The 23,482-nt window shown below is 73.2% G+C and carries 20 protein-coding genes; 10 read left to right on the top strand and 10 right to left on the bottom strand.

The features are described from left to right. Positions 1-32 precede the first annotated feature (32 nt). On the top strand, positions 33-1,007 hold the full coding sequence (locus C1729_RS10940; protein WP_102509972.1) for a sulfate/molybdate ABC transporter ATP-binding protein: 975 nt from the start codon (positions 33-35) through the stop codon (positions 1,005-1,007). Positions 1,008-1,344: 337 nt separating this feature from the next. Here the strand turns inward: C1729_RS10940 and C1729_RS10935 are convergent, their stop codons facing one another. Beyond that, entirely contained in the window at positions 1,345-1,881 is a 537-nt protein-coding gene (locus C1729_RS10935; protein ID WP_102509971.1) for a hypothetical protein, read from the bottom strand. Positions 1,882-1,919: 38 nt separating this feature from the next. Between C1729_RS10935 and C1729_RS10930 the strand changes: the two genes are divergently transcribed. Next, a complete protein-coding gene (locus C1729_RS10930; protein ID WP_102509970.1) occupies positions 1,920-2,291 on the top strand; it encodes a sterol carrier family protein in 372 nt (123 codons plus the stop codon). 115 nt (positions 2,292-2,406) lie between these two features. Here the strand turns inward: C1729_RS10930 and C1729_RS10925 are convergent, their stop codons facing one another. From C1729_RS10925 to C1729_RS10895, 7 genes are all read right to left on the bottom strand, one after another. After that, positions 2,407-3,942: an RNB domain-containing ribonuclease gene (locus C1729_RS10925; RefSeq protein ID WP_102509969.1), complete on the bottom strand. Its 1,536-nt coding sequence runs from the start codon at positions 3,940-3,942 to the stop codon at positions 2,407-2,409. After that, positions 3,939-4,991 carry a glycoside hydrolase family 6 protein gene (locus C1729_RS10920; RefSeq protein WP_102509968.1) on the bottom strand — a complete coding sequence of 351 codons (1,053 nt, stop codon included), beginning with the start codon at positions 4,989-4,991 and terminating at the stop codon, positions 3,939-3,941. The genes C1729_RS10925 and C1729_RS10920 overlap by 4 nt, the downstream gene beginning before the upstream one ends. Before the next feature lie 197 nt (positions 4,992-5,188). After that, complete coding sequence (gene gdhA, locus C1729_RS10915; RefSeq protein WP_102509967.1) at positions 5,189-6,526, bottom strand: NADP-specific glutamate dehydrogenase; 1,338 nt, start codon at positions 6,524-6,526, stop codon at positions 5,189-5,191. A 273-nt stretch (positions 6,527-6,799) separates the two neighbouring features. Beyond that, on the bottom strand, positions 6,800-7,150 hold the full coding sequence (locus C1729_RS10910; RefSeq protein WP_102509966.1) for a copper homeostasis protein CutC: 351 nt from the start codon (positions 7,148-7,150) through the stop codon (positions 6,800-6,802). 99 nt (positions 7,151-7,249) lie between these two features. Then, the gene (locus C1729_RS14645; RefSeq protein WP_165375487.1) at positions 7,250-8,146 is read right to left on the bottom strand and encodes a D-hexose-6-phosphate mutarotase; all 897 of its coding nucleotides are present in this window, start codon (positions 8,144-8,146) and stop codon (positions 7,250-7,252) included. A gap of 250 nt (positions 8,147-8,396) precedes the next feature. Further along, positions 8,397-10,718, bottom strand: coding sequence for a phosphoribosylformylglycinamidine synthase subunit PurL (purL, locus tag C1729_RS10900; RefSeq protein WP_102509964.1), 2,322 nt, complete (start codon positions 10,716-10,718; stop codon positions 8,397-8,399). Between the two features lie 189 nt (positions 10,719-10,907). Then, positions 10,908-11,684: an SDR family oxidoreductase gene (locus C1729_RS10895; protein ID WP_102509963.1), complete on the bottom strand. Its 777-nt coding sequence runs from the start codon at positions 11,682-11,684 to the stop codon at positions 10,908-10,910. A 376-nt stretch (positions 11,685-12,060) separates the two neighbouring features. Here C1729_RS10895 and C1729_RS10890 point away from each other — a divergent pair, with 376 nt between their 5' ends. The 5 genes from C1729_RS10890 to C1729_RS10870 all read left to right on the top strand — a co-directional run bounded on the left by C1729_RS10890 (position 12,061) and on the right by C1729_RS10870 (position 16,681). Beyond that, positions 12,061-12,714 carry a DUF2599 domain-containing protein gene (locus tag C1729_RS10890; protein WP_129590736.1) on the top strand — a complete coding sequence of 218 codons (654 nt, stop codon included), beginning with the start codon at positions 12,061-12,063 and terminating at the stop codon, positions 12,712-12,714. Positions 12,715-12,819: 105 nt separating this feature from the next. Continuing rightward, complete coding sequence (locus tag C1729_RS10885) at positions 12,820-14,238, top strand: heparan-alpha-glucosaminide N-acetyltransferase domain-containing protein (RefSeq protein WP_129590735.1); 1,419 nt, start codon at positions 12,820-12,822, stop codon at positions 14,236-14,238. Between the two features lie 93 nt (positions 14,239-14,331). Further along, positions 14,332-14,955, top strand: a complete 624-nt coding sequence (locus C1729_RS10880; RefSeq protein WP_129590734.1) for a superinfection immunity protein — start codon at positions 14,332-14,334, stop codon at positions 14,953-14,955. Positions 14,956-15,109: 154 nt separating this feature from the next. Beyond that, positions 15,110-15,700: a superinfection immunity protein gene (locus C1729_RS14775; protein WP_207204606.1), complete on the top strand. Its 591-nt coding sequence runs from the start codon at positions 15,110-15,112 to the stop codon at positions 15,698-15,700. Positions 15,701-15,739: 39 nt separating this feature from the next. Next, a complete protein-coding gene (locus C1729_RS10870; protein ID WP_102509959.1) occupies positions 15,740-16,681 on the top strand; it encodes a dihydrodipicolinate synthase family protein in 942 nt (313 codons plus the stop codon). Positions 16,682-16,742: 61 nt separating this feature from the next. On the opposite strand, the gene C1729_RS10865 is transcribed toward C1729_RS10870, so the two are convergent. Then, positions 16,743-18,821: an acyl-CoA dehydrogenase family protein gene (locus C1729_RS10865; RefSeq protein WP_102509958.1), complete on the bottom strand. Its 2,079-nt coding sequence runs from the start codon at positions 18,819-18,821 to the stop codon at positions 16,743-16,745. A gap of 38 nt (positions 18,822-18,859) precedes the next feature. After that, entirely contained in the window at positions 18,860-19,678 is an 819-nt protein-coding gene (locus C1729_RS10860) for a TetR/AcrR family transcriptional regulator (protein ID WP_242493799.1), read from the bottom strand. A 63-nt stretch (positions 19,679-19,741) separates the two neighbouring features. On the opposite strand from C1729_RS10860, the gene C1729_RS10855 reads away from it, so the two are divergent. Genes C1729_RS10855 through C1729_RS10845 form a run of 3 tightly spaced genes read left to right on the top strand, consistent with a single transcriptional unit; the run spans position 19,742 to position 23,381 of the window. Then, positions 19,742-21,100: an acetyl-CoA C-acetyltransferase gene (locus C1729_RS10855; RefSeq protein WP_102509957.1), complete on the top strand. Its 1,359-nt coding sequence runs from the start codon at positions 19,742-19,744 to the stop codon at positions 21,098-21,100. Then, the gene (locus C1729_RS10850) at positions 21,097-22,449 is read left to right on the top strand and encodes a 3-oxoacyl-ACP reductase (RefSeq protein ID WP_102509956.1); all 1,353 of its coding nucleotides are present in this window, start codon (positions 21,097-21,099) and stop codon (positions 22,447-22,449) included. The genes C1729_RS10855 and C1729_RS10850 overlap by 4 nt, the downstream gene beginning before the upstream one ends. Then, complete coding sequence (locus C1729_RS10845) at positions 22,449-23,381, top strand: MaoC family dehydratase (protein ID WP_102509955.1); 933 nt, start codon at positions 22,449-22,451, stop codon at positions 23,379-23,381. Before C1729_RS10850 ends, C1729_RS10845 begins: the two co-directional genes overlap by 1 nt. Positions 23,382-23,482: the final 101 nt, after the last annotated feature.

The raw sequence follows: 23,482 nt of genomic DNA, 5'->3' as shown, positions 1-23,482 counted from the left end.
CGTCCCGCCCGCCCAGCCCCTCAGGAGCAGCCATGAGCATCGAGGTCCGCAACGCCACCAAGCGCTTCGGCGACTTCGTCGCGCTCGACGACGTCTCCCTGTCCATCCCCACGGGCCGCCTCACCGCTCTCCTCGGGCCCTCCGGCGGCGGCAAGTCCACGCTGCTGCGCATCATCGCAGGGCTCGAGGCGGCCGACTCCGGAAGCGTCTCGATCGAGGGGCGTGACGCGACCCACGAGCCCGCCCAGAAGCGCAACGTCGGCTTCGTCTTCCAGCACTACGCCGCGTTCAAGCACATGTCGGTCGCGAAGAACGTGGCCTTCGGCCTCGAGATCCGCAAGACTCCCAAGGACGAGATCCGCGAGCGCGTCGACGAGCTCCTGCGGCTCGTGCACCTCGACCAGTTTGCCGACCGCAAGCCGTCGCAGCTCTCGGGCGGTCAGCGGCAGCGCATGGCGCTCGCGCGCGCCCTCGCCGTGCGGCCGTCCGTGCTGCTGCTCGACGAGCCGTTCGGCGCGCTCGACGCCAAGGTCCGCAAGGAGCTGCGCGACTGGCTGCGGCACCTCCACGACGAGGTGCCCGTGACGACCGTTTTCGTCACGCACGACCAGGAGGAGGCGCTCGAGGTCGCCGACGAGATCGTCGTCGTCAACGAGGGGCGCGTCGAGCAGGTCGGGTCGCCCGACGACCTCTACGACGCCCCCGCGAACCGCTTTGTCATGGGGTTCCTCGGGCCGGTGACGGAGCTCGGCGGGAGGCTCGTGCGGCCGCACGACGTCCACGTGTTCACCGAGCCGCCCGCGGGGCTCGCGGCAACCGAGGGTCGCGTCGTGCGGGCGCTGCGCGTGGGCTTCGAGGTGCGGCTCGACGTCGCGCTCGTAGGTGCGCCCGACGCGGCGCCGACGACCGTGACGCTCACGCGCGCGGAGTCGAGGACGCTCGGCGCGGAGGCGGGCTCGACGGTGTGGCTGCGGCCGGCCCCGCACGCGCTCACGCTCGCGGTCTGAATCCACGGGCTCCGCGCACGCCCCCGAAGGGTGCGGATAGCCGATCCGTGCAGCACACCCCTGCCCCGCTTGCCTGTCGATAGCCGATCCGTGCAGCACACCCCTGCCCCGCTTGCCTGTCGATAGCCGATCCGTGCAGCACACCCCTGCCCCGCTTGCCTGTCGATAGCCGATCCGTGCAGCACACCACCGCCACCACCCCGTGGATAGCCGATCGGTGCAGCGCGCCACCGGCAGCGCGCCACGGATAGCGGATCGGTACAGGTCAGACGAACGGATCCGCTATCGAGGGCTGGCCGGGTGCCGGCCGCGTGGTCGGATCGGCTATCGGAACACTTCAGCGGCGGCGGGGGCGGCGGGAACGTCTGTCCGACGCCAGCGCGGCGAGCAGCGTCACCGCGAGCGACACGAGCATGACCTCGAACGCGAAGATCGTGCGCGACCAGCCCGGGTGGGAGGCCGGGAAGATCACGTAGCCGACGACGACGCCCAGCAGCAGTCCGCCGAGCACCGCCGCGAGCGCGAACCGACCGAAGCGCGGTGCCCGTCGGATCGTGTCGCGGTCGAGCACCACGGGGTGCGCCTCGTCCGGGTAGGCGGTGAGGGTCGCGGGAGCCTCGTCCGTCTCAGGTTCCTCGTCCGTCTCGGAGCTGAGAACCGAGGAAGCAGCGCGCTCGGACACGAGGTCGGCAGTCTCGGGAGCCTCGGGCGCGGAGGCACCGTCGTCGGGGGTGCTGGCTGCGGCGCCGTCGGATCCGGCGGTGCTGGACACGTCGGCAGCAGACTCGTCGATGCCGGACGGCGACGACGAGAAGTCGTGGTTCTCGTCCGTGGGGCGGGTCGGCTCAGGCTGGTCGGCAGGCGTCGTGCTCACCCCCTGACCCTAGCCTCCCGCGCGCCTACGATCGGAGCATGCCCGCCCGACGACGCACCGACCCCGCCGCAGGCCGTGCGGCTCTCGCCCGCTGGCGCGAGAACCCCGACGACCGCGCCGCACGACGCACCGCCGTGCGCTTCACGCTCGAGGAGATCGCCGAGATCGAACCGGGCCACGCGGTCGAGCTGCGGGTGCCGCCGGACGGGGCGGTCCAGGCAATCGAGGGGCCGCGGCACACGCGCGACACCCCGCCGAACGTCGTCGAGACGGACCCCGAGACGTGGCTCGGTCTTGTGACCGGGACGGTGATGTGGGCGGACGCTGTCGCTGACGGCCGTCTGCGGCCGTCGGGGACCCGCGCGGACATCTCGCGGCTGCTCCCGCTCCAGGCGGCTCGCCCCCGCTGACCAGAACCTCCTCGACTCGTAGGCCCCCAGCACCATCGAACGGTGCCCAAGACCTACGAGTCGCGCACCACAATCGACTCGTAGGCCCCCAGCACCATCGAATGGTGCTCGGACCCTACGAGTCGTGGGTCGGGGCCGGCACGGCGAGCGTCTCGAAGCGCACCGTGCGCGCGGCGACGTCCGCGACCGTGAGGCGCACCTTCGTGCGCTCCCCCGGCTCAAGACCGGCTCCGGTCACCTTCGCGCGGACCGCAGGATCGGCGATGAGGATCTCACCCTTCGTCCCCGGCTCGTTCGCCTCGAGGCACACGGCGTCGAAGACCTCGCCGACCCGGCCACGCAGCACGGCTGCCTCGACCGCGTCGAGGCAGCCACGCTCGAACGCCCCGGCACGACGTCCGGTCGACGACATGATCTGGGGAAGGCCCGCGAGACCGTCACGGATCGCGGGCGGCACGTCCTCGCCTGCGCACAGCGCGACGCAGATCGCGAGTCCGAACCGGTCGACGAGCCTGCGCAACGGTGCGGTGACGTGCGCGTACGGGGCGGCGATCGCCGCGTGTCGGCGGCCGTCCCCGTCGTCGGGCAGGGGCAGAGCTCGCTCGACGTCGAACGCGAGGTATCCCGCGCCGCGGAACAGCGACGTGGCCTCCTCCATGAAGGCCGCGTGCTGCGGGTCGCGGCCGTCGAGCGTCGCAACGAGCCCCGGGTAGTCGACGTCTCGCGGCCACCCGATGCCGAGCGCCGCGGCCGCACGACGCAGCCGACGCAGGTCGCGCGGGTCGGCAGGCGGCAGCGTCCGGAGGATGCCGATGCCGCCGTCGAGCATGATCTGCGCGGCCGCCATGCCCGTGAGCAGCGAGATCTGAGCGTTCCAGCCCTCGACGGGCAGCACGTGCCGGAACTCGAGGAGGGGCACACCGTCGACGACCGCGGCTTCCTGCTCGGGGACGTCGAGCGACACACCACCGCGCTCCCGCTCGCGCTCCTGCCGCAGCGTGCCGACCTCGCGCAGCAAGCCGAGCAACGACGCGATCTCGTCGGGGCCGAGTTCGTCGTGCGTGTCGAGGCGCGTGACCTCACCGTCGAGCACTGCCTGCGCCTGCATGTAGGACAGGCGCACGCGCGAGCGGACGACGGCGCGGCGCACTGTCGCGGAGGTCTGCACGCCCCGCGCGTCGAGCGTGATGTCCCACAGGAGCGCGGGGCGGTCGACGCCGGGCAGAAGGCTGGCGACGCCCTCGGAGAGGACCTCGGGGTGCAGCGGGATCCGGGTGCCGGGACCGTAGACGGTCGTGCCCCGGGCGAGGGTCTCGGCGTCGAGCGCGCCTCCTGGCACGACGGCTGCCGGGACGTCGGCGATCGCGTAGCGGACGACGTAGCCGTCGCCGTCGCGCTCGATCTCCACGGCTTGGTCGAGGTCCATCGACCCGGGTGGATCGATCGTCACGAACGGGACGTCGCGCGCGTCGAGTACACCGGGCCTGGGCGCTGCGACGTCGGCGGCGAGGCGTGAGGCAGCCGCGTCAGCCTCCGCGACGACGGGTGCGGGAAAGTCCCCGGGCAGCTCGAGCTCGGCGCGGAGCGCGGCGAATGACGCCTCGAGTTCTGCGCCGGGACCCGTGGCGAGCCGCAGCGTGTGGCGTGTCATCCCTTCACCCGCCGCGTGACGAGCCCGAGCGCGTACGACTCGAACCACTCGCCGGCGGCAGGCCCGCCACCGCACGCGCCGTCGGACTCGCCCGGACGCTTGACCCACAGGTACGCGTCGACGCCGCCCGAGGACACCCACCGGGGACGTAGTCCGAGCCCCTGCCCGCCCGGGTTGCACCACTGGCCGTTCGCGGTCGCACGGCCGTTGCGCGAGGTGTCGACGACGAACTTCCGGTGCGTCGAGCTCACGCCGCGCTTCGCGAGCTGTGCGGCGACCTTCCTGCCGTACGCCACCTCGGCCTTCGTCGAGTTGAAGTTCGAGACGTTGACCGCGAAGCCGCGCGCCTTGCTCACCCCTGCGGCCTCGAGCCGCTTCGCGGCGGTCGCGGGGCTGTTCCACCGTGAGTGCCCGCCGTCGAGATACACCCACGCCCCGGCCTTGGCGAGCCTGCTCGTCGCATCCTTGAGCAGTGCGGTGCGCTGCGAGCCGCCGCACGTGTGGCCGAGCGAGTCGGGCTCGAGCACGACGACGGCCTGCGCACCCTTGAGGCCGGCCGCGACCTGGCGGATCCACGCACGGTACTCGGTCGCGGAGAACCCGCCCGACGACCAACCGCCGCAGTCGCGGTCCGGGATCGCGTAGAGGACGAGCTGGGCCACGCGCTTCTTCTTCTGGGCGGCCTTGACGTAGGCGCGGACCTCGGCCTTGACCGTGCGGGTCTGGTTCCACGTGCCGAACCAGCGGGCCTGGGGTGCGGTCGCGATGACGTCGAGCTTCTTCGCGGTCGAGCGTCGGCCATCCCGCCGCGCGACGGCCGCGGCCGACGCGACCTGTGAGGTCGGGTCGACGTAGAACTTGCGGGCGGTCCGCGCGGCCGTGCGGCCACCGGTGCGGCTCAGGGAGACCGTCGGGCCGTCTCCCGGTGCGGCCGACGCGACCGCGGGTGTCGCGGCCGCCGGCACCGCTGCTGCGGGCAGGCCGGTGCCTGCGGCGAGGCCGAGGGCGAGGAGCCCGACGACGAGGGAGCGGTGGGTGCGAGCACGCATGGGCGTCACGGTACCGTCTCGACGCGCGCGCTGCCGCAGGCCTCGGACCGCGCCCGTGGACGAGGTCGCGTTCTGCCTGGCTGTGGACAGGCCGAAGGCGGACTCCCTGTGGGGAGCCCGCCCTCGAGGAACCGTGCCAGCCCGTGGTGGGGACCTGCGACGGCAGGGCCGGCGGACCGGCCCGGAACGTGACGGCGTCAGATGACGCCGAGGGCGAGCATCGCGTCGGCGACCTTCGTGAAGCCCGCGATGTTCGCGCCCGCGACGTAGTTGCCCGGCTGGTCGTACTGGTCGGCGGTCGTCGCGCAGCGGTCGTGGATGTCGCTCATGATGCGGGCGAGGCGCTGCTCGGTGTGCTCGAAGCTCCACGCGTCACGCGAAGCGTTCTGCTGCATCTCGAGCGCGGACGTCGCGACGCCGCCGGCATTCGCGGCCTTGCCGGGGCCGAAGAGGATGCCAGCCTCCTGGAGGAGCTGGATCGCCTTGGGCGTCGTCGGCATGTTGGCGCCCTCGGCGACGGCGACGAGGCCCGACGCGATGAGCCCGCGGGCGTCGTCCTCGTCGAGCTCGTTCTGCGTCGCGCACGGGAGCGCGACCTGGGCCCCGACCTCCCAGACGCGACCACCCGGAACGAAGGTCGCCGACGGGCGGCGCTCGGCGTACTCCGAGATGCGCGCGCGCTCGATCTCCTTGACCTGACGGACGAGCTCGACGTCGATGCCTGCCTCGTCGACGACGTAGCCGGAGGAGTCGGAGCACGCGACGACGTGGCCGCCGAGCTGCTGAGCCTTCTGCATCGCGTAGATCGCGACGTTGCCCGAGCCGGAGACGACGACGCGCTTGCCCTCGAACCCGCCGTTGACGGTCTCGAGCATGTGCTGCGCGAAGAAGACGGTGCCGAAGCCCGTGGCCTCGGTGCGGACGAGCGACCCGCCCCACGAGATGCCCTTGCCCGTGAGGACGCCGGACTCGTAGCGGTTGGTGATGCGCTTGTACTGGCCGAAGAGGTAGCCGATCTCGCGGCCGCCGACGCCGATGTCACCCGCGGGGACGTCGGTGTACTCGCCGATGTGGCGGTAGAGCTCGGTCATGAACGACTGGCAGAACACCATGATCTCGCGGTCGGACTTGCCGCGCGGGTCGAAGTCGGAGCCGCCCTTGCCGCCGCCGATCGGCATACCGGTGAGGGAGTTCTTGAAGATCTGCTCGAAGCCGAGGAACTTGATGATGCCGAGGTACACCGAGGGATGGAACCGCAGGCCGCCCTTGTAGGGGCCGAGCGCGGAGTTGAACTCGACGCGGAAGCCGCGGTTGATCTGGACGCGACCGGAGTCGTCGACCCACGGCACGCGGAAGATGATCTGGCGCTCGGGCTCGCAGATGCGCTGGAGCACGGCGGCGTCCGCGTACTGCGGGTTCTTCGTGAGGACGGGGCCGAGGGAGTCGAAGACCTCGCGGACGGACTGGTGGAACTCCGTCTCCCCCGGGTTGCGACTAAGGACCTGCTCGAAGACCGGCTCAAGCGAGCTCTGCATGGGGACTCCTCGACATCGTGGCGTGCGGTGACGCCCAGTTCTGACGGCCCGTATCGATAGGTGGGCACGTTGTGTCCAGGCCGCCAAACGTCCACTGTGGCACTGCGCGTCCGTGGCCGCAGGGACGTCTCAGGATCCGACCGCGGCCAGGTCGTCCCCGGGGCGCTGGAACGTTGGTCCCTTGCGCATCACCTCCCGCGCGTGCATCCCACATGCTGCGCGCCGGTGGCGCTGGTATCGCGGCCCAGGTCCGCATGGCGAGACCGCGGCGGGTCAGGTGTGGGCGGCCCTCACGACGGCCCGGACCCGCTCGGGGTCCGTGACGAGGTAGGCCGCGCCCGCGCCGCCCGAGATGAGGACGCGCCGCACGCCGAGGTCCGCGAGCGTGCGCAACGCGGCGAGACGGTCGGGGACGACGTCGAGGGCCAGGTGGAACGTCACGTCACGGCCGTCGGCCGCGTCCCGCAGGCGCGCGACCGCGTCGCGGTCGACATCGCCCCGTGCGTCGAGCGCGCCGCAGAGCTCGACGCGGTCGGCGCCCGCCTCGCGGGCGACGCGCGCTCCGGCGGCGTCCTGCACCGCGATCTCGACCGCGACCGTCGACCTGCCCCCAGCGCTGTCCATGCCCCGCCCCTCAGGGAGAGCCACGCGGCGCAGGGGTGCGGATAGCCGATCCGTGCGCCGCACGCGCACGGATCGGCTATCGAGCGCAGCCGCGCGAGTTCAGAGGACCGTGAGGCGGGTCGTGAGGGTCTGGGTCTCCCCCGCCGGCAGGCGGACGGCGTCGTCGGCCGCGTTCGCCGCCTCGACGCACACGAAGTGCGGCCACGCGTCGTCGGGAACGTCACGCATGCCCGACGCTCCCTCGACCCACGGGTTCCACACGACCGTCGTTCGCGAGCCCGCCTTCGCGACCTCGAGCGTCCGCCCACCCGGCTCCGAGACCGTGAGCCTCGCCGACGTCCCCTGGTAGACGCGGTCCGTCGGGCCCGTGAAGAGCACGGGACCGTCCTGCACCTGACGGGCGTCGCCGTCGACCTTGTCGAGGTACGGGCCGCCGTCGAGCCCGTCGACACGCGCCCGCCGGACGTCGTCGACCGCGAGGTACGTGTGGAGCGCCTGCGTGAGGTCGGCGGGTTCGCCGCCGTGGTTCGTCGTCGTGAGGCTCACGGTGAGCGACGCGCCGACCTCGACCTCCGTGCGCGCCGTGAAGTCGTGCGGCCACAGGGCCGCGAGCGCGGGGTCGACGTCCGCGGGCGTGAGCTCGAAGGTGAGGAGGACGGCGCCACCGGGGCGCTGCTCGTCGTCCGGGAGCTCGGTCGCGCCGACGAGCCGCCACGCGCTCGTCCGCGCGAAGCCGTGCGCGGGCCCGGCGCCGTCCGGGTGCGGCCCGAACCACGGGAAGCACAGGGGGATGCCGCCGCGAATCGCCGCACCCGGCGCGAGCACCGCGTCGGGCGACAGCCACAGCGCGTCGCGCGCGCCCGCGGGCGCCCACGCAACGACGTGAGCCCCGTACGCGTGGACGCGCGCGGTCGCGGCGCGGTGCTCGACGACGACGAGCGGCGCGTCGCCCACCCCTGGCTCGAGACGGACGGTGGACGGCAGGGTGACGGGCACGACGAGCTCCTCGCGGGACGGGCGGTTCTCCCACCGGTCTACCAGAAGGGCCCCCGCCGCCGCGACCGCGCGCGTCCACGCGTACGGNCGCCGCCGCGACCGCCCCCGACCCCCACACCTCTGCGCCTGCCGTGCCCCTTCTCGACCGAGGCATCCCCCATCGTGTGACCGGCCCGGGTGCGTCAACCCTGACGGAAAGACGGATCCCGCCCATCGCCTGGGCGGGATCCGTCGATCCGTCGTGAGGAGGTCAGCCGAAGATGCGCGGCAGCGTGCCCTCGAAGATCTCGCGGGCCTCGGCGAGCGGCACCTCGAAGAGGCCGTCGACGACGAGCGCGGGCTCGTCGCCCACGACCGCGCCGGTCTCCCCGAGCTTGAGGAGCGGCACGCCGCGGGCGACGCACGCGTCGACGAGGCGCTGCTCCTCGCCGCGCGGCACGGAGACGACGGCGCGGGCGACGGACTCGGAGAAGAGCGCCTCGAACTCGGTGACGCCGTCGCGCTCGACGAGGCTCGCGATCGAGACGCGCGCGCCGACACCGTAGCGCAGGCAGGACTCGAGGAGCGCCTGGACGAGGCCGCCCTCGGAGAGGTCGTGCGCGGCGTCGACGAGCTCGTCGCGCGAGGCGTTGACGAGGACGTCAGCGAGCGTCTTCTCCGCGGCGAGGTCGAGCCGCGGGGGCACGCCACCGAGGTGGCGGTGGACGACGTCGGCCCAGGCCGAGCCGTCGAGTTCGGCGCGCGTCGTGCCGAGGAGGAAGATCGTCTGCCCCTCGGTGCGCCAGCCGGACGCGGTCGCGCGCGTGACGTCGTCGATGACCCCGAGGACGCCAACGACGGGCGTCGGGTGGATCGAGGAGTCGATCTGGCCGGGCTCGCCCGTGCCGTTGTAGAGAGACACGTTGCCGCCCGTGACGGGCGTGCCGAGCTCGAGGCAGCCGTCGGCGAGACCCTCGATGGCCTCGACGAGCTGCCACATGGAGTCCGTGTCCTCGGGCGAACCGAAGTTCAGGCAGTCGGTGATCGCGAGGGGGCGGGCGCCCGTCGTGGCGACGTTGCGGTACGCCTCGGCGAGCGCGAGCTGGGCGCCGGTGCGCGGGTCGAGCTTCGCGTAGCGGCCGTTGGCGTCGGTCGAGAGGGCGACGCCGAGGTTCGTGGACTCGTCGACGCGGACGACGCCCGAGTCGTCGGGCTGCGCGAGCGCGGTGTTGCCCTGGACGAAGCGGTCGTACTGGTTGGTCACCCACGCCTTGGACGAGTGGTTGGGCGAGCCGAGCACGGCGAGCGCGGCGGCGCGCAGCTCGTCGCCCGTCGCGGGGCGGGCGAGGCCGGCGGCGACGGTCGTGTCAGCGTTGAGGCCGTCCTGCCACGCGGGACGCGCGTAGGGACGGTCGTAGACGGGTCCCTCGTGAGCGACGGTGCGGGGGTCGACGTCGACGATGCGCTGACCGTGGTGGTCGATCGTCAGGCGTCCCGAGCCGTTGACCTCGCCGATGACGGCGGTCTCGACGTCCCACTTCTTCGTGATCGCGAGGAACTGCTCGAGTTTGGCCGGCGTGACGACGGCCATCATGCGCTCCTGCGACTCCGACATGAGGATCTCGCCGGCGTTGAGCGTCGGGTCGCGCAGCAGGACGTCGTCGAGCCACACGTGCATGCCGCCGTCACCGTTGGACGCGAGCTCGCTCGTCGCGCAGGAGATGCCGGCCGCGCCGAGGTCCTGGATGCCCTCGACGACCTCAGCCCCGTAGAGCTCGAGGCAGCACTCGATGAGCACCTTCTCCATGAAGGGGTCGCCCACCTGCACGGACGGGCGCTTGGCGGGGACGCCGTCTTCGAACGTCTCGGACGCGAGGATCGAGGCGCCGCCGATGCCGTCGCCGCCCGTGCGGGCGCCGAAGAGCACGACCTTGTTGCCGACGCCCGAGGCGTTGGCGAGGTGAATGTCCTCGTGGCGCAGCACGCCGAGGCACAGTGCGTTGACGAGGGGATTGCCCTGGTAGGACGCGTCGAAGACGAGCTCGCCGCCGATGTTCGGCAGGCCGAGGGAGTTGCCGTAGCCGCCGACGCCGGAGACGACGCCGTGGACGACGCGTGCCGTGTCCGGGTGGTCGACGTCGCCGAAGCGCAGCTGGTCCATGACGGCGACGGGGCGCGCGCCCATGGAGATGATGTCGCGGACGATGCCGCCGACGCCCGTCGCGGCGCCCTGGTAGGGCTCGACGAACGACGGGTGGTTGTGGGACTCGACCTTGAAGGTCACGGCCCAGCCGTCGCCGATGTCGACGACGCCCGCGTTCTCGCCGATGCCGACGAGGAGGTGCTTCTTCATCTCGTCGGTCGTCTTGGCGCCGAACTTCGACAGGTGGATCTTCGAGGACTTGTACGAGCAGTGCTCGGACCACATGACGGAGTACATCGCGAGCTCGGCGGCCGTGGGGCGGCGACCCAGGATGTCCTTGATCCGCTGGTACTCGTCGGGCTTGAGCCCGAGAGACGCGAAGGGCTGCTCCTCGTCGGGAGTGGCCGCTGCGTTCTCGACGGTGTCCAGGGTGGGCTTGGGCGCGGTCATCGATTCCCTCGGGCGTGGTGGGCGGCGTGCGGCGAGCCGGCGTCGTCCGCGCGGGCGTGGGCGCGGCCGGGTGCTCCTCCGTACGGTGCGAGACGCCGCCAGTCTAGCCGCGCCCGCGGACGCGCCGGACGCGCGTCTCAGCCTCCGGCGGCGCGGGTCCGGCAGGCGCAGGACGGCCCGTCGCGCCGGTCAGGCGTCGAGTTCGTGCTGGCGTCCGTCGGGGTGCTCGCGCAGCCAGTCCTCGAAGCGGGGCCCGACGACCTCGACGCCACCGGTCGGGAGCAGCGCCCCGGTGCGCGCCTCGCGCGCGGCGCCGGGCAGCGGCACGGGGATGCGCACGGCGGGCCTCCCCTCGAGGCGGGCGACCATCTGCGCAAGCGTCATCGTCTCGGGCCCGCACACGCATGCGCTCTCGCGCTCACGCTTCCCGACGACGATCTCGGCGACGACGTCGGCGACGGTCTCGAGCGCGACGGGTCGCAGCCGCATGCTCGGGACGGGCATGACGGGACCGCGCGCGAGGCGGTCGACGAGCTGGCCGGGGAACGTGAACCACTGGGTGGACCGGACGATGATCGCGGGGGTCGCGTCGGTCGCGGCGGCGCGCGCGGCGCGTTCCTGGGCGACCTTGCCCGCGTAGTGCGCGTACCCGGTCGCGCGGTGGCAGCCGACGATCGACACGACGACGTGCATGCCAGCGTCGACGTCGTGGGCGGCGGCTGCGACGTGCCGGGCGGACGCCTCGAAGAACCGGACGGCGTCCGCTGGGCGGTTCGCGTCCGTGCTCGTCGCCTCGAGGACCGCGTCGACGGGCTCGCCGTCGGTGAACGGGCGGAGGTCGATGGGTCCGCGCACGTCGACGCCGTCGCGGCGTCCGACGAGCACGGCCTGGCGTCCGTGTCGTTCAATCGCCCGGGCCGCGGCCCGGGCGAGGACTCCTGTACCGACGATGATCGTGCGCCCCACCCGTGTCCTCCTCGTGCTGCTCGTCGCTCGTGCGGGTCCGCCCATGAGGGTGGCACCGTCGTGACATGTGTCGGTATGACGCGCGTCTCGTCTCACCCGGACCGCGCTTAGCGTAGGTGCTTTCACCCGGCACTCGCACGGGGAGCGGGTCGCTAGGGTCGGCAGGGTGACGTCGACGACCAGCACTGGGCAGCGTGTCGCGACGAGGCGCGTCCGACGCCTCGTCGCGGCGCCGACCTGCGCATCTGCGCTGGTCGCGTGCGGCCCTGGCCCGTCGGGGGAAAGTCCGGGTCCGACGCTGGCGGAGCCGGCCACGTCCGCCACGCCTCCGTCGGCCGCTCCCGAGGGCACGACCGAACCGTCGCCGTCCACGTCGGTGCGCGTCTCCGACGCGCTCGGGCGCGCGACGACGGTGACCTCACCCGGCGGGGCCGACGCGCCAGAGGCCGCACTCGTCGACGGCGTCGTCGTCGTGTCCGCGATGCTCGGCGACGGCGAGGCGCTCGAGGTCACCGTCGACGGCGCCCGCTGGACCGCGTACGCGGACGGGTCGGCGACGCTCACCGACGCCGCCGACCCGTTGCGCGTCGGCGGCACGGACCCATCGGCCCGTGATGCCGATGGCGTCCGCCGGGTGAGCACCCGCACCGAGGACGACGGCCGCCGGCTCGTCGTCGAGGTCGCGGCCCGCGCGTCGGCATCGTCGACGACCGCGGCCCCGCCCGCGAAGGTGGCGCTCACGGTCGCGCCGCGCGCCGTCGAGAGCGCGACGTGGGCCGACGACGTCGAGGGCGGCCGCTCCCTCCAGGTGGACCCGACGACCTTCGGCCGTTCGGGCTCGGCGGCCGCGCTCGAGGCCGTGCGCGCCGAGCTCGTCGAGTCCGAGCCCGACGCGGGCACGACGGTCATGGACCATCAGTTGCGCTGCCACGCGCTCGGGGCCCCCGGCAAGGAGACGTGGAACCTCGAGCCGTGGCGTCCCGAGGTCGACTACCTCGCGTACCTGCTGGCCCGTTGCAACCCCACGTGAGCACCTGACCTGCGCGGACACCGTCCAGCTTCCTTCACAAGATCCGCAAAGTTGCACTTGCGCAGTTCATTCCCCGGGCCCCCGGCAGCCCCTAGGCTCGCACCCGTGACGACCACACTCGAGGGCGCTGGCGCCCCACTGTCCAGCACGCCGACCAGCACACCGACCAGCACGCCATCCCGCCCTCGTCGCGGCATCGGTGAGCGGTGGTCGCGAATCGTCCGCCCACCACGCGTCGCGGGCCTCGACGTCGCCCGGGCCCTCGCCGTCGTCGGCATGATCGCCGCGCACGTCGGGAACGCGCCGCAGTTCGTCGTCGGCGACCCCGGGACGTGGGCCGGTGTCGTCCACGGCCGCTCGTCCCTACTCTTCGCGCTCGTCGCCGGCGTGTCGATCGCCCTCATGACCCGAGGTGTCCGGACGGCACCGGCCGACGAGGTGCGTCGCACCCGGCTCGCGCTCGTCGGGCGCGGGGTCGTCGTCCTCGGGCTCGGCGTGCTGCTCGAGCTCGTGGGCTCACCCGTCGCGATCATCCTCGGCTTCTACGGGATCCTCTTCATCCTCGTGGCGCCGATCGTCGGGTGGTCGACGCGTCGGCTGCTCCTCCTCGTCGCGGTACTCGTCGTCGTGCTCGGCCCGCTCGTGTCGCTCGCGAAGGCCACCTACCTCCTCGGCGGCAGCGCCGCCCAGCTCGTCCTCCTCGGCATGTACCCGCTGCCGGTGTGGCTCGCGCTCGTCCTCACGGGCCTCGTCGTGGGCCGTGGCGATCTCGGTTCTCTGCGCCGGGCCGGGGCGATGGTCGCCGTCGGCATCGTCCTCTGCGTCGCAGGCTACGGCGGAGCAACCCTCCTCGCGCCGGTGGACGCGGACGAGCCGTCCGTCGCGGAACCCTCCGACCCGGGGTCGTCGATCGTCGAGGTGCCGGGCGAGGACGTCGACCTCGCAGGCTTCACCTGCATCCGGCAGGACGAGGAGTCGGTGTCGTGCTGGCGCACCGCTGGCGCGACCGTCGAGGCACCTGTGCCCGGCTCGGTGACGTCCGGCTCGCCGCTCGTCAAGCTCGAAAGCTCGGCGTCGTTCGGGTGGAGCGCGGACCCGGCCGACGGATGGTGGCGCTCGCCCCTCGTGACCGACAGCCTCACGTGGGACGCGGTCCGCGGGGCGCTCGTCTCCGCGGAGCCGCACTCCGGGGGGCTCGGCGAGGTCGTGGGCTCCGGCGGGTTCGTGCTCGCGACGCTCGGCCTCTGCCTCGCGCTCGGACGTCCGCGCGTCCTGCGGCAGCTGCTCGTGCCGGTCGCCGCGCTCGGCAGCATGCCGCTCACCGTGTACTCCCTGCACATCGTCAGCTTCTTCGTGCCGAGGTTCGTCGAACCGACCGGGCTCACGACCTGGCTCTGGCAGGTCGGCGTGCTCCTGGCGGCCGCGACCCTCTGGGCGCTCACGCTCGGGAAGGGGCCGCTCGAACGGCTCACGGCGCGGCTCGCGGCTCGCTACGCTGTCCGGGGAGCAGGGCCGCGCACATAGCGCGGGGCCTCGCACCCCTGCACGACGCTCGCCTTCTCCCCTAGGCTGGCGGGGCGACGAGTCCTCGCCGCCCCGCCCCACCTAGGGATCACCATGTCCACGGACCCGTACGGAACGCCGACGCCTCCGTCATCGAGCCCCTATCCCGAGCTGCGCTACGACCGTGACGGTCGGCCGCTCGGCGGCGGGACGACAAGCGGGTCCGGGACGGTATGGCCGACCCCGTCCGCCAGCACGGTCCCCGGGCTGGGCAGGTACACGCCCGGGCAGTACAGCGGAACGGCGACGGCGGGCATGGACCCGTACGCCATGCCTGCGGGCGGCCCGCACGGCGGCCCGGCGCCCGCGTACGGCGCAGGCTCGGCCCCCTCCCCGACGGACAGCGCCTGGACGACCTCGTCGTCGTCCCGCGTCCACCAGCTGGGGCCCGATCAGACCCTGCTCGTCGTCGCCTGGATCGTCGCTGCCATCACGAGCCTCTACATGCTGCCGTGGGCGATCGCCGTGACGCGGCGGCGCCCGGACGCGACGGCGATCGCACTCGTGACCTTCTTCACCGGCTGGACGATCGTCGGCTGGGTCGTCGGCCTCGTGTGGTCGCTCGTGGGCCCGCCGTCGACCTCGACCCTCCCGCCGCCCGGCTGGTACCCGAGCCCGACGGGCGTCGGTCAGCAGTTCTGGGACGGCCACGCGTGGACGGGGCACACGCAGGCCTGACGCGCCAGGCCCCGCCAAGAGCACAGAGGCTCGCGCGGCGACTCCGAGGGCCTCGGGTGGCGTATTCTGTCGGCATCGCCCGAGCGCCCGGCACCACGTGGTCTCGTGCACGCCGTTGTCAGCAGGGACAGCGCGGTGATCCCAGGGAGCCACGATGACCAACCCATACCCGGACTCGTCCCCCACGGACTGGCAGACGACGCCGCTGCCGACCGGTGGCAGCGCAGGCGGCACTGTCGAGCCGTGGCAGCAGCAGGCCCCGGCGTACGGCGCCCCGCCCGCCGCGCAGCCTGCGTACGCGCAGCCGGCGTACGCGCAGCCGACGTACGCGCAGCCTGTCGCCGCGGCGGGGCCCTTCGGCAGCAACGGGATTCTGACCGACCAGGTCAACCACGGCGGCGGGCTCGTCGCCTTTGCATGGATCGTCGCGGTCTTGACGTTCTTCTACATGCTGCCCTGGGCCATCGCCGTCACCCGTGGCAAGGCCAACCACGGGACGGTCGGGCTCATCAACCTGTTCCTCGGGTGGTCCGTCGTGGCGTGGGTCATCTCGCTCATCATGGCGTGCGGCGCGCACCAATACATTGGCGCCTTCGGCGGCACCCAGATCAACGTCGTGAGCGTCGCCGCACCTGTCGCCGCACCTGTCGGCCCCTCCGTCCCCGCCGGTTGGTACCCGAGCCCGACGGGCGTCGGTCAGCAGTACTGGGACGGCCACGCCTGGACGGGTCACACGCAGGCCTGAGGCTGCCGCACCTGGCCCTGGAGGGATAGCGTCGCCCCCATGGACACGACAGGGACGAAACGCCTGCACCAGGTGGCACTTCACGGGCTCGTCGCGTACCTACCGACGCCGGTCCGCTACGACGAGGTCGACCTCGCCGCGTTCGGCCGGCTCGTCGAGCGCGCGGTCGCTGCGGGGGCCGACGCGCTCGGCGTCCTCGGGTCGACGGGCGCCGCGATGTACCTCGACCGGGACGAGAGGCACGCCGTCGTGCGCCGTGCGGTCGACCTCGCGGCGGGCGTTCCCGTCGTCGCGGGGGTCTCCGCGCTGCGCACCGCGGCCGCGCAGGAGCACGCCGACGACGCGCAGTCCGCCGGGGCAAGCGCGCTCCTGCTCGCACCGGTCGGCTACGTGCCGCTCGTCGGAACCGAGGCCGTCGGGCTGTTCGAGGACGTGCTCGCGGGCATCGACGTCCCCCTCGTCGTCTACGACAACCCGGCGACGACGCGCGTCGACATGTCGACCGGACTGCTCGTCCGCCTCGCGGCGCTGCCCGGGGTGGGCAGCGTGAAGACGCCCGGGCCCGGCCCCCGCGCCGCGCTGGCGCGCGCGCGTGTCGCGGAGCTCCGCGCGGCCCTGCCGCTGGACGTGTCGCTCGGGTTCTCGGGCGACGACGCGGGTGCTGCCGCGCTCCGTGCCGGGGCGGACGCGTGGCACTCGACGCTCGCGGGGACGCTGCCAGAGCTGTTCGTCCCCCTCGCCCGCGCGGCATCGCTCGGTGCCCCGGGCGCCGACCCGGTGCCCGACGACGCGGGCGACACGTCGCACCTCGCGGCACTGTGGGACCTTGTCCGGCGTCATACGGGCGTGCGCGTCGCGTCGACGACCGCCGAGCTGCTCGGGCTCGTCGGGGGCCCGTCACTGCCGCGTCCGCTCCTGCCGCTCGCAGCGGCGGACCGCGACGCCCTGCGGCGCGTGCTCGCGGAGCTCGGCGTCCTCTGACGGCGCGAGGAGCGGCGAAGCCCCCGCACGCGCCGCGTGCAGGGGCCTCGTCAGCCGCGGGTCAGCGCTTCTTCGCGTGACGCTTGAGCGCCTTCTCGCTGATCGGCGCGTCGCCCGAGGCCCGCTGGGCCTTGAAGTAGGCGATCGCCTCGTCCTGCCGGATCTTCTCCGCACCTGTCGCGATGGGCGCGCGCAGGTGCTCGGGCGAGTAGCCCCACGCCTCGGTGAGGCCAAGGACGTGCGGGCGCAGGCGTCCGACGAGGCGCGTCATGTACGACGACACCATGCGGGCGCGCTCGCCCGTGAGGCGACCGTGCATGAGGTACCAGGCGAGGTTCTCCTCGATGACGGAAAGGCCGTAGAGGTCGCGCAGCCACGTGAGGATCGTGCGGTTGCCGTCGTCCGTCACGGCGTCGAGCGCGCGCGTGAACGCCTCCCACTGGACGAGGTCGGCGTGCGCCTTCGCGGCCTCGATGAGGTCGTGCTGGTGCTGGTTGAAGAGAGCCGCAGCCTTGTCCGCCGGGAGCTTCTGCGCGGGGCGCAGCCGGTCGGCGACCTCCTCGACCATCGTCTCGACGCGGTCGGCGAGCAGCGCGCGCTGCGCCTCGACGCCGCGCAGGTGCGCGACCTTGCGCGCCGCCTGGCCGGAGTCGGAGATCTTCTGCAGCGCCCGGCCGAGCGGCGTCGCGTAGCGGACCGTGTCCGCGGCACGCTCGGCGGCGACGCGTGCGATGCCCGCGGCGTCGATGCCCGTGAACTTCTTCGCGTAGTCGGCGAGGAGCCGCTTGCCGACGAGCTGCAGGAGCACGGTGTTGTCGCCCTCGAACGTCACGTAGACGTCGAGGTCGGCGTGGAGGCCCGTCATGCGGTTCTCCGCCATGAAGCCCGCGCCGCCGCACGCCTCACGGCACGTCTGGATCGTCGAGAGCGCGGTCCACGTCGATGCGGGCTTGAGCGTCGCGGCGAGCGTCTCGAGGTCCTCGCGGGACTCGTCGGTGTCGTTGCGTCCCGAGAAGACGTCGTCGAAGAGCTCGAGGAGCTCGGCGTGAGCGAAGAGCCCCGCGTACGTGCGCGCGACGAGCGGCACGAGGCGACGCTGGTGCTCGCCGTAGTCGAGGAGGACGGTCTCCTCGCCGCCTGCGCCGGGGAACTGACGTCGCTCGGTCGCGTAGCGCACCGCGATCGCGAGGGCGATCTTCTGCGCGTTGACGGCCGCGCCGTCGAGCGAGACGCGCCCCTGGACGAGCGAGCCGAGCATCGTGAAGAACCGTCGCCCGGGGCTCTCGATGGGCGAGGAGTACGTGCCGTCCTCGGCGACGCACCCGTAGCGCGCGAGGAGGTCGGTGCGGGGGACGCGCACATGGTCGAACGCGAAGCGGCCGTTGTCGATGCCGTTGAGACCGCCCTTCTGGCCGTCGTCCTCGCTCTGGATGCCCGGCAGGAGGGGACCGGCCGAGCCGTCGGCGAGCCGCTCGCGCACGGGCACGTAGAACGCGTGGACGCCGTGGTTGACGCCCTTCGTCACGAGCTGCGCGAAGACGACCGCGGCCTGCCCGTGGAGCGCTGCATTGCCGAGGTACTCCTTCCACGCGGCGCGGAACGGCGTGTGGATGACGAACTCCTGCGTCGCCGGGTCGTACGTCGCGGTCGTCGCGATCGACGCGACGTCCGAGCCGTGGCCGATCTCCGTCATCGCGAACGCGCCGGGCGTCTCGAGGCTCATCGCGGCGGGCAGGAGCCGGTCCTGCTGCTCGGGGGTGCCGAGGTGGAGGATCGCGGACGCGAAGAGCCCCCACTGGACGCCGGCCTTGATCTGCATCGACGGGTCGCCCGCGACGAGCTCCTCGAACGCGGCGAGCGAGCCGCCGTGCTCGTCGCCACCGCCAAGCCGCTCGGGGAAGGCCCGCAGGACCTTGCCCTCGGCGACGATCGCCTTGAGCTGTCCGAGCACCCGCTCGCGGTGCTCCTCCTTCGAGAGTCCCTCGATCTTGTGGAACTTCTCGTCCCTGAGGATCTCGCGCGTGAACGTGCGCAGGTGGCCCCAGCGGCCGAGGAGCTGGGGGGTGAGGGCAGCGGCGTCGAGCGTGACGTCGTCGTCCGCCGTCTGCGGTGCGTTCCGGGGTGCTGCTGTCGCGGTCATCGGGACTCCTTCGTCTCCAACGGTGCGGGTGGTGGGCGTCAGCCCTGGGTGGTGTCCTGGGGGTCGGTGGTGGTCTGGCGTTCGCGGGCGAGCAGGCCGATGGGCCCTGCCCACAGCCAGGCGGTGATGCGGGTCGCGACGTGCTCGCGGTCGGGCGTGCCGGGCTCGCCGAGGCGGGCGAGCCACCATTCGCCCGTTCCGGAGATGAAGCCGACGGCGCCGGCGGCCCAGGCCTCGACGTCGAGGTGGTCGTCGTTGCCGACGGCCTGCGCGAAGGGTTGGGCGACGATCGTCGTGATGGAGCCGAGGAACGACGACAGCGGCGCGGAGCGGGCTGCGTCGCCCTGGGCGGGGAGCGCGACGGCGTTGGCGATCGCGGTGTTGCGGGTGACGAAGTAGTAGACGCTCGGCGAGTGCTCGATCATCGCGAGGTAGGCGTCGATCATGCCGTGGAGGGCGGCACGGGGCGTGGGGGCGTTCTCGACGGCGGCGCGGAGGTTGGCGGTGATGGCGGTGACGACGGCTTCGCCGACGGCGTTCTGGAGGCCGACCTTGTCGGTGAAGTAGCGGTAGAGGATGGACTTCGAGGTGCCGAGGTCGGCAGCGATGTCGTCCATGGAGACGTCGGGGCCACGCCGGTGGACGGTGCGGCGTGCGGCGTGGGTGAGCTCGCGGCGGCGGGCCTCGCGATGGTTGTCCCACCGGGTGGACCTGCCGTCGACGGGCTCGGCCGGGGACGAGAGAGTAGTGGCACGCGGGGTCGCGGCTGCGGACGTGCGACGTCGCGCGGCGGCGGTGTCGCGGCGGGCGTCGTCCTGGGTGGCGTCGGTGCCACGTCCCGGTGTGATCGGACTCACGAAACTCAGAGTATCAGGTACTCTGAGTTCGAGGAACCCGAGCAACGGAGCGAGAGGCCTGCCATGACCGCGACACCCACCCCCACCCCCCACGACGGACCCCGGGACGCCTACGTCCTCGGCGGCAACCGCATCCCCTTCGGCAAGGTCGGCGGCGCCTACGCCCGCGCCTCCAACCAGGACATGCTCACCGCGGCGCTCGACGGCCTCATCGCCCGCTACGGCCTCCACGGACAGCGCCTCGGCGAGGTCGTCGGCGGCGCCGTCCTCAAGCACTCCAAGGACTTCAACCTCGTCCGCGAGGCCACGCTCGGCACGACGCTCGACCCCCACACCCCCGCGTTCGACCTCCAGCAGGCCTGCGCCACCGGCCTCGAGGCCGTCGTCACCGTCTCCAACAAGATCCGCCTCGGCCAGATCGACTCCGGCATCGCCGGCGGTGTCGACTCGACGTCCGACGCCCCCATCGCCGTCTCCCCCGGCCTGCGCCGCGCCCTGCTCGCCGCCAGCCACGCCAAGGACCTCGGCGGACGCCTCAAGGCCCTCGCCCGCATCCGCCCCGGCGATCTCGCCCCCGACGCTCCCCGCACCGACGAGCCCCGCACCGGCAAGTCCATGGGCGAGCACCAGGCCGTGACAACCGCCCGCTGGGGCATCACGCGCGAGGCCCAGGACGAGATCGCCCTCCGCTCCCACCACAACCTCGCCGCGTCCTACGAGCGCGGCTTCCAGGACGACCTCGTCACCCCCTACCGCGGGCTCATCCGCGACCAGATCCTGCGGCCCGAGACCTCCGCCGAGAAGCTCGCGAGCCTCAGCCCCGTCTTCGGCAAGCGCCTCGACCACATGCCGACGATGACCGCCGGCAACTCGACCCCCCTGTCCGACGGCGCCTCCGCCGTCCTCCTCGGCTCCGCCGACTGGGCCACCGAGCGCGGCCTGCCGCTCCTCGCACGCATCGTCGACGCCGAGACCGCCGCCGTCGACTTCGTCCACGGCCACGAAGGCCTCCTCATGGCTCCCGTCCACGCCGTCGCGCGCCTCCTCACCCGCCAGGGACTCACGCTCGGCGACCTCGACCTCGTCGAGATCCACGAGGCGTTCGCGAGCGTCGTCCTCACGACCCAGGCCGCGTGGGCCGACGACGACTACTGCCGCACCGAGCTGGGCCTGCCCGGCGCCCTCGGCACAATCGACCCCGCCAAGGTCAACGTCAACGGCTCCTCGCTCGCCGCAGGCCACCCCTTCGCGGCAACCGGCGGACGCATCGTCGCCCAGACCGCCAAGCAGCTCGCCGAGCTCCAAGCCGCCTCACCCGCGGCCGGTCCGTTCCGCGCGCTCGTCTCGATCTGCGCCGCCGGCGGCCTCGGCGTCGCCGCGATCCTCGAGTCCGTCCCCACCACCGAGGGAGACCCGCGATGACCGACCGCTACACCCACCTCGTCAACACGGGCTTCACCGCGACGCTCGCCAAGCGCCTCGGCCTGCCGCAGCCCGCGATCCTCCGCCGCTTCCGCGCGGGCGACCCGCTCGTGCCCGGCCCCGTCCTCGTCCTCGGACCCGACACGCACGACGGTTCCGACTCCGACGCCGTCGCGCAGCACCTCCTCGGGCGCGGCTTCGACGTCCACCGCTCCCCGACGACCGGCACCGCCCGCTGGGGCGCCGTCGTCCTCGTCCTCACCGAGATCGAGCGCGTCGAGGACCTCTCCGAGCACGTCCTCCTCGCGGGCTCCGTGCTCAGGCAGACGGCGCGCGGCGCGCGCGTCGTCACGCTCGCCCGCGAGTCCCGCGCCGACGACGCCCCCGCGCTCGCCGCCGCCCGCCAGGCGGTCGTCGGCTTCACGCGCTCGCTCGCCAAGGAGCTGCGGGGCGGCGCGACCGCGAACGGGCTCGTCCTCGCGGCCGACGCCGCCGTCGGCGGCGAGGGCGTGCTCGCCCCGCTGCGCTGGTTCCTCTCGGCACGCTCCGCGTTTGTCGACGGCCAGCTCCTCACCGTCGGCGTCGGCGACGTCCCCGCGCAGGACGACGACCGGCCGCTCGACGGCCGTGTCGCCGTCGTCACCGGCGCTGCCCGGGGCATCGGCGCCGCGATCGCGCGCACCCTCGCCCGCGACGGCGCGATGGTCGTGTGCGTCGACGTGCCCGCCGCGGGCGAGCACCTCACGAAGGTCGCGAACGAGGTGCGCGGCACCGCGCTGCAGCTCGACATCACGGCCGACGACGCGGGCGAGCGCATCGTCGAGCACGCCCGTGCACGGCACGGGCGCCTCGACGTGGTCGTCCACAACGCCGGCATCACGCGCGACAAGCTCCTCGCCAACATGGACGCCGCACGCTGGGACTCCGTCCTCGCCGTCAACACCGCGGCCCAGCTGCGCATCAACGACGTGCTGCTCGCCTCCGACCTCTTCCGTGACGCGCCGCGCATCGTCTCCCTCGCCTCGACGTCCGGCATCGCGGGCAACCGCGGCCAGACGAACTACGGTGCGTCGAAGGCCGGCGTCATCGGCATGGTCCGCGCGACCTCGCCCCTGCTCGCGGACGTCGGCGGCACCGCGAACGCCGTCGCCCCCGGCTTCATCGAGACCGAGATGACCGCACGCATCCCGTTCGCGACGCGCGAGGTCGCCCGGCGCCTCAACTCCCTCCAGCAGGGCGGGCAGCCCGTCGACGTCGCCGAGGCCGTCGCATTCCTCGCCTCCCCCGGCGCGGGCGCCGTCTCCGGTCAGGTACTGCGCGTGTGCGGCCAGAACCTCGTGGGGGCGTGATGGACTCCCTCCCCCGCTCCCGGACGGTCACCGGGCCCCCGCCCGGCACACGCGTCGAGACCCTGCCGGCCCTGCCCGGGCTCGGCAGCCTCTACGTGCGCGGAGCCGCAGGCTCCGTCACGGCGCGGCTCCCCGGACGCACGACGACGACGGAGCTACCCGCCGTCGCCCACCGCGTCGAAGGGCTCCGCGTCGACGCCGCCCACCTCACGGCCTACCAGCGGCTGCTCGGCGAGACCGGAGCCGACGCGCTGCCGTCGGGCTACTGCCACGTCCTCGCGTTCCCCGTCGCGACCGCCGTCATGGTGCGGCCCGACTTCCCGCTGCCGCTGCTCGGCATGGTGCACGTCGCCAACGCGGCGTCCGTCCTGCGGCCCCTGCGCCTCGGTGACGCACTCGACGTCACCGCGTGGACGCAGGACCTGCGCCCCCACCGACGCGGCACGCAGCTCGACGTGTGCGCCGAGATCACCGTCGACGGCGACGTCGCGTGGCGCGGCGTCTCGACGTACCTCGCCAAGGGCGTGCACCTCGCCGGGGACGCCCCCGCACCGGCCGACCACGAGGACGACGCCCCACGCGGCGCGCTCGGCTCGTCCGTCACGTGGCGCCTCGGCGCCGACGTCGGGCGCGCCTACGGCGCGATCTCCGGCGACCGCAACCCCATCCACATGTCCGCGCTGTCCGCCAAGGCCTTCGGGTTCCCGCGCGCGATCGCCCACGGCATGTACACCGCGTCCCGCGCCCTCGCCGACGTCGGCGCACGCCGCGGCCCGACGTACGACTGGACCGTCGACTTCGCCAGGCCCGTCCTCCTGCCCGGCCGCGTCGAGGTCGACTACACGACCAGCACGGACGGCGCGTGGACGTACGCGGGCCGCTCGTCGTCGGGAAAGCTCCACCTCACCGGAACCGTCACCCCGACCGCGTGACAGCCCCGCACGCCCCGCGCACAAGCGCGCCTCGGGCTCCCGACGCGCTTGCGACGAGCTCGGGGCGTGCGGACTGGACCAGGGAGGTGGTTGGGTGGGGG

Origin of the sequence: Sanguibacter massiliensis (assembly GCF_900240335.1) — a bacterium.
In the GTDB taxonomy this organism is placed as follows: Bacteria; Actinomycetota; Actinomycetes; order Actinomycetales; family Cellulomonadaceae; genus Flavimobilis; species Flavimobilis massiliensis.
This window is presented reverse-complemented; position numbering and strand designations above follow the sequence as displayed.

Bases quoted from the DNA above. Each gene is read 5' to 3' on its own strand.
- C1729_RS10850 (WP_102509956.1), top strand. From the start codon at position 21,097: ATGACCGACCGCTACACCCACCTCGTCAACACGGGCTTCACCGCGACG.
- C1729_RS10910 (WP_102509966.1), bottom strand. From the start codon at position 7,150: ATGGACAGCGCTGGGGGCAGGTCGACGGTCGCGGTCGAGATCGCGGTG.
- C1729_RS14775 (WP_207204606.1), top strand. From the start codon at position 15,110: ATGACCAACCCATACCCGGACTCGTCCCCCACGGACTGGCAGACGACG.
- C1729_RS10845 (WP_102509955.1), top strand. From the start codon at position 22,449: ATGGACTCCCTCCCCCGCTCCCGGACGGTCACCGGGCCCCCGCCCGGC.
- C1729_RS10880 (WP_129590734.1), top strand. From the start codon at position 14,332: ATGTCCACGGACCCGTACGGAACGCCGACGCCTCCGTCATCGAGCCCC.
- C1729_RS10940 (WP_102509972.1), top strand. From the start codon at position 33: ATGAGCATCGAGGTCCGCAACGCCACCAAGCGCTTCGGCGACTTCGTC.
- C1729_RS10855 (WP_102509957.1), top strand. From the start codon at position 19,742: ATGACCGCGACACCCACCCCCACCCCCCACGACGGACCCCGGGACGCC.
- C1729_RS10930 (WP_102509970.1), top strand. From the start codon at position 1,920: ATGCCCGCCCGACGACGCACCGACCCCGCCGCAGGCCGTGCGGCTCTC.
- C1729_RS10920 (WP_102509968.1), bottom strand. From the start codon at position 4,991: ATGCGTGCTCGCACCCACCGCTCCCTCGTCGTCGGGCTCCTCGCCCTC.
- C1729_RS10865 (WP_102509958.1), bottom strand. From the start codon at position 18,821: ATGACCGCGACAGCAGCACCCCGGAACGCACCGCAGACGGCGGACGAC.
- C1729_RS10870 (WP_102509959.1), top strand. From the start codon at position 15,740: ATGGACACGACAGGGACGAAACGCCTGCACCAGGTGGCACTTCACGGG.
- purL (WP_102509964.1), bottom strand. From the start codon at position 10,718: ATGACCGCGCCCAAGCCCACCCTGGACACCGTCGAGAACGCAGCGGCC.
- gdhA (WP_102509967.1), bottom strand. From the start codon at position 6,526: ATGCAGAGCTCGCTTGAGCCGGTCTTCGAGCAGGTCCTTAGTCGCAAC.
- C1729_RS10925 (WP_102509969.1), bottom strand. From the start codon at position 3,942: ATGACACGCCACACGCTGCGGCTCGCCACGGGTCCCGGCGCAGAACTC.